A 12053-nucleotide genomic window follows, 5' to 3' on the forward strand; every position below is an offset into this window, starting at 1 on the left:
GCTCCCTGTTTGTCAGGTGCGGCGATAACAGCTAATCATTCTTTTGGGGACGGATATGCTTCCTGCAAAAACACTACGGACTGAGTGATCATCTTTTTTAGAACATCTGGATTGATATCCGCTAGCTTATTGATATAGATACAGCCCTTGCCGGCTTTATGTTTCCCCAGTTCAGGAAGCAGTTTTTCACGATCAGAATCACCGGTGGCCATATACAGACTGATGCGGGACTTACGCGGGGAAAAACCGACGAGCGGGGCGTCTCCCTCATGTCCGGAAGCATACTTATAATGATAGGAGCCGAATCCGATGATACTTGTCCCCCACATTTTTGCCGGGTATCCAGTCGTTTCCGTAAAGATATCCAATAAGCGGTAGGAATCTTCCCGCTTTTTCGGATGATCGACCGCTTCAATAAATGCAATAACACTATTGTCATTCTCTTTCGTTTTCAATTGATACACACCCGCTACCTCCCTCCTTCTTATTTTTCAACCAATCTTTGTCTCCAAGTATAGCAAAACTAAACCAAAATACGATGGCATTAAAACAGAAAGATTTTGCTGTTTGCATCAGTTTCCAATTCAAAAAGAGAAGGGTCCTTCACTCGCAAAAGTGAACGTACGGTGAGCCTTCCATTTTGCATATAGTTCAATAAGAGAACGAATCTTGTCCTTTCGCTTATAAAAAGATGGCGCAAGAAACAGCAGCTCTTCCTGCTAAGCTGCTGTTTCTCCATCCATACTATTTTAATCAATTAAAGTTGTTAAATTACACCTAAAAGTCGTATTCCGCTTCTTTTGCTTCCCGGATCTGGCTGAATGTCTCGGTTAACACGACAGTATCTTCCGCCAGTCGTCCGATACGAAACAATACGTCATCATTAACGATTTCTTTGCGATAAAAATCCTCTTCTTCGATAAACACATAGGTTTGCACCATTTGTGCTTTCATGTAAGCAAGAATCGGTTTCAACTGCTGCTCGACCATCAAATAATGCTTCGGCGAACCTGCTGTCACCAATATGCTGACGACCTTGTCACGGAACGCATTGACCGGAAGCAGGTCAAAAACATTTTTCAACGTAGCCGGAATCGACGCCTGAAATACAGGCGTCCCGATGACGATCGCATCAGCTTCCATGATTGTCTCCGCTACATATTTTGTATCTCCATCGTATTCCATGTAATTCCGTCCATCACTGAACTGGACATCATACTCAGCCAAATCGATTAACGTCACTTCTGTATCCGGATATTTTTCCTGGAGCGCTTTGACTGTATAGTTCATGGCTGTTCTCGTCTTGCTGCCGACTTTTGAACCGGATAATCCGACAATCTTCACTTCCGCTTCCTCCTAATCCTTTGCTGTATATTTTCTGATCGCTGGTAAAATTTCCGTTCCAATCAACTCGATATTCTTTTGAAGTTTATCAAACGGCATGCCTCCAAAGTCAATTTGGGCAATATACCGCTGATGACCAAACAACTCGTGCTGATACAAAATCTTTTCGATAATTTCCTGCGGACTGCCGATGTTCATGATATTATGCGGATCGACTCCTTGTGCGAAATGCTGTTTTGGAAAGCCCTGTCCGTTTGTCTTTTTCATGCCCTCGTTGATAAATGGATACATGTCTTTGAGTGCCTGCTGAGAAGTCTCAGCCGCATAGAAAAAGCCTGCGGTCGCTACCGGCAGTTCGTCCGTATCGTAGCCTCTGCTGCGGGCCGCTTCTCGGTACGCGTCGACGGATCGTTTGAATACCGTTGCCGGTCCGCCCAAATGCGCGAGGAACATCGGCACCCCTGCATAACCGGCTTTGATTGCGCTCGCAGGAGAACCTCCCACAGCACGCCAAATCGGCATGGAACCAGATTGCGGACGAGGCAGGACACGCGCATTTTTCAATGGCGCCCGGAACTCTCCACTCCAGTTGACTACTTCCTGTTCATTGATTTGCCGTAGCAAATCAAACTTCTCTTCAAACAGCTCTTCATAGTCGCGGATATTATAGCCCAATAAATCAAATAATCCAATCCGGGAGGCTCGGCCGGCGATGATCTCCGCTCTTCCTTTGGAAATCAAGTCGAGCGTGGCAAAGTTTTCGTAAACACGCACCGGATCAGAGGTACTGATAATCGTCGATGAACTGGCTATTTTGATTTTTTCCGTCGCCTGAGCAATTGCCGAAAGCACCACAGCATGTGCCTGGGTCGCGAAATACTCCTGGTGGCTTTCTCCGACACTAAAGAAGTCAATTCCTGCCTGCTCGGCCAGTTTTGCGTATTCAATAATTTCATGCAGCCGCTGTTCTGCTGAAATCCTCTCTCCTGTCAATGGGTTAGGCAAATGATCGCCCAATGTATAAATGCCAAATTCCAACCCTTTATTTTTATCGATTCGATATTTTTCCATGTTCCTTCCGCCTTTCTGCAAAATTACTGCTTGGCTGTCGCTTTCCGAACAGCTGGAACAATTCGAGAAGCAAATAGCTCCATCATGTCCAAAACCTTCCGATACGGGATATTCCCATGATCGATTTGGACGAGAAAACGCTGGTGCCCGAATAACTCATATTGATAAAGAATTTTTTCGATGATTTGTTGGGGGCTACCTACCATCATTGCATTTTTGACACTTGATGCCTCAGCAAAACGATCCTTCGGAAAAGGAGTGCCCCAGTTGACCTTCGAGGTATGGTTCAAGTATGGGTAGTATTCTTTCATCGCTGTCCTGGTGTCGTCGGCCACATACAGCATCGAAGCCATGGAAACCGGAAGTTTTCCGGATCATGGCCTGCTTCCCTGGCACTGCGACGATAAGCCTGAACCCGCTTTTCAAATACACTGGACGCCCCATACAAACCCGCAAGCTGGATCGGTATCCCCAGCCTGCCAGCCTTCAAGGCACTCGTATGGTGCTGGCCGACTGCATGCCAAACCGGCAGGCTCCCATCCAATGGTCTTGGATAAAGCGCTGCCGCCTGTAAGGCCGGACGGAATTTCCCTTCCCAGGTGACCGGCTGTTGTTGATTCAATTGCTGTAAAAGCTCCAACTTTTCATCGAACAATGCGTCATAATCTTTCAAATCATATCCGAATAACTCATAAGCTCCGTAACGTGAACCACGTCCGGCGACAATCTCCGCCCTGCCGCCTGACAAAAGATCCAGAGTAGCGAAATCCTCATAAACGCGCACCGGGTCTGCCGTACTCAGCACTGTCACCGAGCTGGTCAGTTTGATGTGTTTCGTAACACCCGCTATTGTTGCCAGGATGGTTGGCGTCGATGATGCGACAAAATGCTTTTGATGACTTTCCCCGACACCGAACACATCCAGCCCGGCTTCTTCGGCCAGTTTCGCCATTTCGACGATTTGGCTGATCCGTTCCTGTTCACTGGTTTGTCCGCCATCATAGAGGGGCGGCAGTAGATCGCCCAATGTATATATACCTAATTCCATTCCTTTGTTTGGGGTGAGAGGAAAAGCTTCCATAAAGACTTCCGCCTTTCTTTTTTCCCTGTGCACTGTTATTGTAAAAGATATAAACAAATAATATAAGTACCCACTTAAAAGTGCTATAGTATACTAAAAGATACCATAAGAAGGTGAAAGCCATGACCATCGAACCGGATTTGTGCAAAGTCGAGGATGCGTTAGGCATCCTCGTTGGGAAATGGAAGCCAATCATCCTGCTTCATTTGCTGAAGGATGGCACAAAACGTTTCAGCGATCTTAAACGTAGTGTGCCAGGAATCACCCAGAAAATGCTGACAAAACAGTTGCGTGAACTGGAAGAAGAGGATATTATTGAGCGTGTCGTTTACCCGCAAGTACCGCCTAAAGTAGAATATTCGATCACGGAATACGGAATGAGTTTAAAGCCGATTCTGGAGGCGATGCATGAATGGGGAACACAGCATACGCTTCACAAACAACAGAAAAGCAACAACGAAGCTCTTAAAACCGTTTCGTCAAACGAATAGTGTTGAAATAGCAAGGCTGCTTTTGGCAGCCTTTTTGATGTGGAGACTTTTACATATGATCGGCTTGCCAGCCCAAGGTCTCAAGTCAGGAAACAAGACAACAAGAGAAAGCAAAGGAGAATGATGATGAACACGAAAGTCGGAAGAAATGACCCTTGCCCTTGCGGCAGTGGCAAAAAATATAAAAAGTGCTGTATGAAAAAGGAGAATGTGGTTCAGCTCCAGGACGTGAAAGAAGAACGTTTTTACCAGCAGAAATTAAACCTGGTCAACCAGCTAAACGATTTTATTCTGGAACAGGTTCCACCCAATCTTTATCATCCAATGGAGGCTGAATTTAAAAAACGGACAGGCTATAAGCTGGGAAAAAATCGACGTGGATTTTTTAATTTCTGGCTTTATTTCTTCCATCGTTATGAAAATGGGCTGCGAGGCATTGAATGGTTCTTAGCGGAAAATAAACACCGTCTTTCCGATGAAGATAAACAAATGGCAGAACGCTGGGCGAACATGAAACCGCAAATGATCGAGGCAGTCGACGAAAAGGATACGGAAGTCTTGTTCCGCGACTACTTCAGCGGAAATAAATTGAATGTCCCGAAATCAAAGGAAAACCTGCCGACGTTCTTCCCTTGGAACGGAACCCTCGCATTGCTGGAACCTATCGACGGTGCCTATTACTTTAACGGCGTCCGAACACTGGTAAAACCGAAGCAGTTTCAGCATGCGGCAAACCGTGCTAAACAGCTAATCAATGAAACAGACAAGGATCCAGAAGATGTATTAGTCGATTACTATCCAGAGATTCTGTCGGCTTTGCTCGAAGATCCAGAAGCCGAGGTGCACGGCGAACAGGAAATGGTTACCTATACCTATATGTTCTTGCTGAACGACAAAGAAGAGGCGGAAAGAATCCTATCTAACGATAGGGATTTCGGCATCGATCAATGGGAGGAAAAGCATAAAAAACTGACATGGCAAAGCAATGTCCAAGTATTTTCTGACAGCGAGATAAACGGAAAAGTCCGTTTGTCTGAAGTGAATGCTACCTTAATGATTGAAAACAAATCGTTAACCTTCACGACCAATGATTTGTCAACAGCTGAACAATTCCTACACAAAGTAGAAAATTCGGAGGGTGCCATCACCTTAGTGGAAAATTTCGAACAGCGTTTCAAGCTGCCTGTGAAAGCAGATAGTAAGCAATTGGCAATATCTTATGACGAAGGAGTACCAGAATACTTCACCTTATACGCACACAATGCCATGCACACAAACATCGATAAGCCAATCCCGATGTATCAAAACCAATCACTTCGGCAACTGGTTGTTTCCGGACAAACAGCGCTCGCCGAAGGATGGCTGAAACAGGCAGAATATGATTTGTATAAAGCAGTTTATGAAAAATACGGTTCCGTCGAGATTTCAGCAGACTTCAATACCGTCAGAAAGGAACTCGGTCTTTCTTTGTCACCGTTTGTGACCGGAGGAGAAAATCGCCATTCCAGTGTCAGTCCGGTTTCTCCAGAGCCTCGTGAGCAACATGTCGTTGCCGAAAACGATGTCCCGATTTATGAAAAGCTGGGCTTTACACCAGAAACGGTAAAAGCATTTTATGTCCGTGACATTATCGCTTTCTACAAAGAAAAAACCACCGGAAAATCGGAGGGAACAGAAAGAAAATACCGAAACAGCCTGTTTGATATAAGAGAAGCATTGGAAGCTAGCTCCAAGCAAAGCTGGGAAGATTGTGATTTGGAATTCTGGCGTGACCTGCTATTGGTGGACTTCTTCGATATACATGAACAAACCAGCAAGTCGATGATCAAGGATATCATCACAACGGTAAAAGCTCTGACGAAATGGCTGGCCAATGAAGACAAGCTGGCAATCGACAAACAGGTTGCAGCTGCCGCGAAAGACTATCAAAAACAAATGCTCGAAATCTATGAAACAGAATACCAGTACTAATAAAAGGGGAAGGGGTAATAAGCCCCTCCCCTCTTCAGTGTAAAACAGAAATGTTTCATAGAATGAAGCCTTCCGTCTTTTTAAATCGTATAGCATGAAAAGGAGGTTTTTTTACATTGTATGAACATAAATTTATAAAAATCGATAGGAATTATAACCAAAAACCGAAAGAGGATTACCATCGTATTGTTTCCGAGCATGAGAAAGAAGGCTGGGAATTAGTGCAGATTTTCGCCCCCTCCACAAAGAGCTACGGGTTGGCGGCGTATTTCGAATTAATTTTAAAACGAAAACTACAGGAAAGCGACTAAAGCAGTTCCTATCGCAAAAGAGCCTATCCCTGTAAGGATAGGCTCTTTCAACTACTCTATTTCTAATTGTGGTTATTCTGTCAAACTCTCTACCGCATCATCAATCATTTGTTGATTGGCAACCGGCCCGGTGTACAACCAGCTGGACTCTGGACCATACTCATAGATGTTGCCATTTTTGACGGCAGGAATGTTCTGCCAGATGTCATCCTGCAGCGCTTCAGCGCCTTCCCCGTCACTATTGATAAGGAAGATGTGATCAGCGTCCAGCTCCGCCAATTTTTCCAGTGAGATTTCTGACCAGTTGGCTTCAGAGCTTTCAGAGATTTCTTTCACGACATTCGGGAGTGTCAGCCCAAGATCATTGTATAGGACGTCGCCGCTGGAAAGATTATCGCCGACAATATAGAAGGTACCGCCCACCAGCCAGATAGCGGCTACGGATTCATCGCCGATCGCATTGTGGATTTCTTCGCCGGCCTCATCCGCTTTTTGTTCATAATCGTCCAAAATTTGTTGTACATCATCTTCCCTGCCGAAGATTTCCCCAATTTGCTTGAACTCTTCGCGCCAGTCATTGTTTTGTTCGGTTCCAACGACATAGGTCGGGGCAATGCTGCTGTATTGCTCATATTTGTTGCCTTCGACCATTTCAGCGGAATCCATGATGATCAAATCAGGGTCATGGCTTGCTACAGTTTCATATGGAAGATCGTGCGGGATGGTGGGAACATCTCCCAGCGAGTCTTGCAAGTAATCCTGGATGCTTGCGCCATTCTTAACCGACCACTGTGCAACAGGTGTAATATCCAATGCCACCAGGTAATCTTCCAGATAAGAAGCAATGACACGTTCCGGATTCGCCGGAATGGCCACTTCATTTCCCATCGCATCGGTCAACGTCCGTTCACCGGTTTCGTTTTCCGTTTCGGTTTGGTTGTTCTCCTTATCGCTTTCAGAGGCGTTGTCACTCTCCTGATTATTTCCACACGCAGATAAAACAAAGAAACATACTAACAAACTAGTAATTATGTAAAGAAAGCTTTTCTTTTTCATGTCTTTATCCTCCTGATTATCTAATTGGCATCTTAAATGATAACAATTCTCATTATCAATGACAAGCTTTATTTTATATTGTCAGTATATTATAATGATAGGTATTCTCACTATCGATTATTCATGAGGAGTATTACATATGGCAAACAATACAGCTGCAGACAAAGGATCCCGCCCTCTCCTTGCTACTGTAATTTTAATAGGCGGCCTGGCAGTTCTACTGTTGACGATGGGACTGTCTATTTTATATGGAGCTGCAGACGTGAAATATACAACGATTTGGCAAAGCATCTATCAATTCGATGCTTCCTCCACTTCGCATCAAATCATCCGGAATTTGCGGATTCCAAGGGCGCTTGCAGCCGCTTTAATCGGAGCTGCTCTGGCAATGTCCGGAGCGATCATGCAGGGGATGACCCGCAATCCACTTGCTTCTCCCTCGATAATGGGCGTGACTTCTGGTGCAGCATTCATGATGGCGGTCGCATTGGTTCTCACACCCGGAGCTTCCAATATCGCCATGATGTTGTGGGCTTTCGCAGGCGCAGGATTGGGTACTGGAATCGTTTTTGCCGTCGGTTCGATTTCCAAAACCGGACTTACACCGGTCAAATTGGCATTGGCAGGTACTGCGGTAACTGCAATGCTTAATTCGCTCTCATCAGGTATCTCGATTCATTTCAATATCGCCAAAGATATGAGTTTCTGGTATGCAGGGGGTGTATCCAGTGTCCAATGGGTGCATGTGAAATTGCTTGTACCCGTGGTCGTCATCGGGATTATTCTGGCTCTGCTGCTCTCCCATTCGATTACCGTAATGAATTTAGGCGAGGATGTGGCCAGAGGGCTCGGCCAACGGACTGGTTTGATTAAATTTGCAGGTACGATCGTCGTGCTGCTGCTTACCGGCGTGGCCGTATCGGTCGCAGGGACTATCGGTTTCATCGGTTTGGTGATTCCACATATCACTCGTTTCCTGGTAGGGATCAATTACCGCTGGATCATTCCCTGTTCGGCGATTTTGGGTGCAATCCTGCTGGTAGCTGCCGATACCATATCGCGGATGATCAATCCGCCTTTCGAAACACCGGTCGGAACGGTAACTGCCCTGATTGGTGTTCCCTTCTTTCTTTATTTAGCGCGCCGTGAAGGGAGATCGTTATAATGAATAAGCAATCACAGAAAAAAACGTGGCTAATCGGCCTGATTTTATTCCTGGCTATTATTGCGACGCTGGTACTGAGTCTTAATCTCGGCGTTATCCGGATTTCCCCGCTGGAGATTTTTCAGGCAGTGACCGGGAACGGTGATGCCCAGAACGAAATGGTATTGTTTCAATTTCGTCTGCCGCGGATGACCATCGCCTTACTGATTGGAGCTGGAATGGCCATCTCCGGCGCTCTGCTGCAAAGTGTGACCCGCAATGAATTGGCGGATCCCGGAATCATTGGAATTAATGCAGGGGCAGGGTTTGCCGTTGTCTTGTACATCTTCCTGTTTGAAGGAAACGCTGTTGTCTCCAGCTCATTATCGATTTACATGATGCCCTTATCAGCATTAATCGGAGCGGTAATCGCAGCGGTGTTGATTTATGCGATTTCCTGGAAAAATGGTGTATCGCCAATCCGGCTCGTATTGGTCGGAATTGGAATCAACAGTGCGTTCGCCGCGCTTATTATCATCTTTCAATTGAAAATGAATCCGGACGATTTTACCCGGGCAACGGTCTGGCTATCCGGCAATATTTCCGGAACCGACTGGAGCTACGTCCTTGCGTTATTGCCGTGGATCCTTGTCTTTATCCCACTGGCGATTTATAAAGGAAAATCGTTAAACACCCTTTATCTGGGAGAAGACGTTGCCCAGGGACTCGGAACAAAAGTGGAGCGGGAACGCATGACTGTCCTGTTCATTGCAGTCGCCTTAGCTGGTGCCAGCGTGGCAGTCGGCGGCGGGATTGCCTTTCTCGGACTCGTCGTTCCGCATTTGTCAAAAAAGCTAGTCGGACCGACCCATGAACGATTCTTGCCGATATCCGCTTTAATGGGAGCTTTGCTGTTAATCGTGGCTGATACAATCGGACGAAACATCCTTGCACCATCGGAGATACCGGTCGGCCTCATCGTATCCGTTATCGGTGGCGGTTACTTTATCTATTTGTTGATGAAAACATAATGACAGCTGCGTAGCTGAAAAAAATACAGTGACCAAAGCAAAGACCGAGCATGATTCGAAATGCTAAGCATCCGAATTCGCTCGGTTTTTGTATGGGAATCCACCAACATTATGGAATTTCTTCTCTATGGAGACAGTGGTGGTACTGTTCTCCTCTCTTCGATTCCAATTCGGGAAAAATTGTCCGAATTATGTTAATCTTATAAATTGATAAGGAAAGGAGCGAATATAATGAGCAATCAAATACCAGAAGTGAAGCTTCACGATGGACTGAACCTGCCAGTCATCGGTTTGGGAACCTATACCCTGAACGGAGACGAAGGGGCGACTGCGATTCAGCGTGCCATCGATGAAAACGGCTATCGGCTAATCGACTCCGCTTACAATTATGAGAACGAGGGTACCGTTGGTGAGGCAGTGAAGCGCATTTCTGTTCCCAGAGAAGAGCTCCGCATCACTTCCAAACTGCCTGGCCGCTATCAAACCTATGACAAAGCAACCAAAACCATTCAGGAATCCTTGTATCGCGCCCATCTTGATTACTATGATCTTTATCTCATTCATTGGCCAAACCCGAAGAAAGATCATTATGTAGAAGCATGGCAAGCCTTGATTGATGCAAAGAAACAGGGGCTGATCCGCTCGATTGGCGTATGCAATTTCCTTCCCGACCATTTAGAGCGGCTTGAAAAAGAAACAGGAGAAAAGCCAAGCATCAACCAAGTCGAACTACATCCTTACTTTAACCAAGAGCACCAAAGAAAGTGGCATGAAGAAAACGGTATCCAGACAGAATCATGGAGTCCATTGGGACATGGCAACGACATCCTGCAACAACGTACGATTCAGCAAATCGCCGATCGCCACCAAAAATCTGCGGCCCAGGTCGTGTTACGCTGGCACTATCAAGTAGGTTCGATTGCCATTCCGAAATCCTCGAATCCGGACAGGCAGCTGGAAAACATCTCTATCTTTGATTTTTCGCTCGATAATGCAGAAATAAACAGCATTTCCGCAATGACAAAACCGAACGGACGTATTAACGACCAGGATCCTGCCATTTACGAAGAGTTTTAAAATTAAATATATAAAAAGAGTGTTGACCCAAAAAACGGGACTAACACTCTTTTCTTTATACATACTTACACTAGCGTTTTCTGCTTTTCCGAAAAGGAATGCTGAAAGAGACTTTTCCTGGCAAATATGAAAAGCAACACAGCTACCATTAACTCTGATAAAGGCAAGGCCAGCCAAACTCCCGCTATCCCCAAAAATTCAGGTAACATCACCAGTAGAGCAATAAGAAAGACAAAGCTCCGTAACAAGATAACCAGGGAGGAATAACCTACTTGCCCGACAGATTGAAAATAAGTCATGTAGACGAAGTTGAATCCAAGAAATAAGTAACCAATAAAAAACAGTCTTATCCCTTGAATAGCAAGCTGTTTCACTTCTTCCGAATCCACTCCAAACACCGAAACAAGCAAAGGGGCTGCGAGAAAACCAGTAAGTAATAAAATAACCCCCAGCACGAATGCTGTCCTTTCACCAAGCTTCACACTGCTTACAATCCTTTCCCTTTGATCAGCTCCATTGTAGTAACTGATCATTGGCTGCAAAGCGGATTCGATCCCAAAAAAAGATAAAAACATAAAACCATGCAGATAGTTGACCACCGAAAAAGCAGCAACCCCCTCTGTTCCCAGCAAGCTGACCACTGCAAGATTGTAACCGGCCGTAAAAACAAGCATTCCAGCCTCAGCAAGAAAGCTTGGGAATCCAAGTGAAAATATACTGCCCATCATACTCCATGACCAGCCAAATTCCCCATAACGCAAATGGGTACGTGATTTACGAAAGTGAAATAGCAGGATCAAAACCCCTACTCCCTCAGCTATAACAGTCGCTACGGCAGCACCTTTCACTCCAAGTCCCAAAGTAAAAATCATGAAGTAATTTAATACAATATTAACGATAGCAGTTGTGCCCAGGGCCACCATGGAAAGCCGGGGGCTGCCATCATTTCTCACAAAAACACTCAGCACCTGCTGTAAAGCCATCAGCCAGCCGAATAGAAACAAAACCGATAGATAATCCATTACGAAAGGGAGCGTATCTGCATTGGCTCCCAACCACTTAGAAATGACTTCCACATTTACTCTTCCAACGATCCCTGCGACAATAACCAAAATGGTTATACTTGTGACAGCTAACGAAAAAACTCCTTTTGCCTTCTTCTGGTTCCCTTTTCCCATTAAAGAGGAATAAAGAGTTCCCCCTCCTATGCCAATCCACAACGCAAGCGAGATAAATAGTGAAAATACCGGTACAGATAAGTTGACGCTTGCAAGCCCCACTTCTCCAACACCGTTTCCGACAAATATACCGTCAACCAGGATGTTGACAGACATTAGCACGAGTCCGAATAAGGAAGGAAAGAAAAAGGTGAAAAACACCTTCTTTACAGATTTATTCAATAATTGATTGTGTAGCTGTTCCAAGCAACGTTCCTCCTATTTTTTTCGTATAGAAGGAATTGTAAACCTTCAAGTC

The 12053-nt window shown here is 45.3% G+C and carries 11 protein-coding genes and 1 pseudogene; 6 read left to right on the forward strand and 6 right to left on the reverse strand.

Annotated features, from left to right (window positions below; all coding sequences use genetic code 11):
• Nucleotides 1–35 precede the first annotated feature (35 nt).
• The 4 genes and pseudogenes from BLR82_RS15945 to BLR82_RS15960 form a co-directional block, all read right to left on the reverse strand.
• On the reverse strand, nucleotides 36–464 hold the full coding sequence (locus BLR82_RS15945; RefSeq protein ID WP_074600473.1) for a DUF1801 domain-containing protein: 429 nt from the start codon (nucleotides 462–464) through the stop codon (nucleotides 36–38).
• Between the two features lie 313 nt (nucleotides 465–777).
• Nucleotides 778–1344 (reverse strand): NADPH-dependent FMN reductase, encoded by a 567-nt coding sequence (locus BLR82_RS15950; protein WP_074600474.1) that lies wholly within the window; start codon nucleotides 1342–1344, stop codon nucleotides 778–780.
• Between the two features lie 12 nt (nucleotides 1345–1356).
• Nucleotides 1357–2415, reverse strand: coding sequence for an LLM class flavin-dependent oxidoreductase (locus BLR82_RS15955; protein WP_074600475.1), 1059 nt, complete (start codon nucleotides 2413–2415; stop codon nucleotides 1357–1359).
• A gap of 23 nt (nucleotides 2416–2438) precedes the next feature.
• Nucleotides 2439–3496, reverse strand: a pseudogene (locus BLR82_RS15960) (LLM class flavin-dependent oxidoreductase).
• 122 nt (nucleotides 3497–3618) lie between these two features.
• On the opposite strand from BLR82_RS15960, the gene BLR82_RS15965 reads away from it, so the two are divergent.
• From BLR82_RS15965 to BLR82_RS15975, 3 genes are all read left to right on the forward strand, one after another.
• Complete coding sequence (locus BLR82_RS15965; RefSeq protein ID WP_074600476.1) at nucleotides 3619–3987, forward strand: winged helix-turn-helix transcriptional regulator; 369 nt, start codon at nucleotides 3619–3621, stop codon at nucleotides 3985–3987.
• A gap of 126 nt (nucleotides 3988–4113) precedes the next feature.
• Nucleotides 4114–5958: a YecA family protein gene (locus tag BLR82_RS21365; RefSeq protein ID WP_245693843.1), complete on the forward strand. Its 1845-nt coding sequence runs from the start codon at nucleotides 4114–4116 to the stop codon at nucleotides 5956–5958.
• Between the two features lie 116 nt (nucleotides 5959–6074).
• Nucleotides 6075–6269 carry a DUF4177 domain-containing protein gene (locus BLR82_RS15975; protein WP_074600478.1) on the forward strand — a complete coding sequence of 65 codons (195 nt, stop codon included), beginning with the start codon at nucleotides 6075–6077 and terminating at the stop codon, nucleotides 6267–6269.
• A 72-nt stretch (nucleotides 6270–6341) separates the two neighbouring features.
• Here the strand turns inward: BLR82_RS15975 and BLR82_RS15980 are convergent, their stop codons facing one another.
• Nucleotides 6342–7325, reverse strand: coding sequence for an iron-hydroxamate ABC transporter substrate-binding protein (locus BLR82_RS15980; protein ID WP_074600479.1), 984 nt, complete (start codon nucleotides 7323–7325; stop codon nucleotides 6342–6344).
• A gap of 139 nt (nucleotides 7326–7464) precedes the next feature.
• On the opposite strand from BLR82_RS15980, the gene BLR82_RS15985 reads away from it, so the two are divergent.
• From BLR82_RS15985 to BLR82_RS15995, 3 genes are all read left to right on the forward strand, one after another.
• On the forward strand, nucleotides 7465–8490 hold the full coding sequence (locus BLR82_RS15985) for a FecCD family ABC transporter permease (RefSeq protein WP_074600480.1): 1026 nt from the start codon (nucleotides 7465–7467) through the stop codon (nucleotides 8488–8490).
• A complete protein-coding gene (locus tag BLR82_RS15990) occupies nucleotides 8490–9500 on the forward strand; it encodes a FecCD family ABC transporter permease (RefSeq protein ID WP_074600481.1) in 1011 nt (336 codons plus the stop codon). Before BLR82_RS15985 ends, BLR82_RS15990 begins: the two co-directional genes overlap by 1 nt.
• 231 nt (nucleotides 9501–9731) lie before the next feature.
• The gene (locus BLR82_RS15995) at nucleotides 9732–10577 is read left to right on the forward strand and encodes an aldo/keto reductase (RefSeq protein ID WP_074600482.1); all 846 of its coding nucleotides are present in this window, start codon (nucleotides 9732–9734) and stop codon (nucleotides 10575–10577) included.
• A 65-nt stretch (nucleotides 10578–10642) separates the two neighbouring features.
• Here BLR82_RS15995 and BLR82_RS16000 read toward each other — a convergent pair whose 3' ends face one another.
• Nucleotides 10643–12001: an MATE family efflux transporter gene (locus tag BLR82_RS16000; RefSeq protein ID WP_074600483.1), complete on the reverse strand. Its 1359-nt coding sequence runs from the start codon at nucleotides 11999–12001 to the stop codon at nucleotides 10643–10645.
• Between the last annotated feature and the right edge of the window lie 52 nt (nucleotides 12002–12053).

It is taken from the genome of Sediminibacillus halophilus (assembly GCF_900103695.1).
Classification (GTDB): Bacteria; Bacillota; Bacilli; order Bacillales; family Amphibacillaceae; genus Sediminibacillus; species Sediminibacillus halophilus.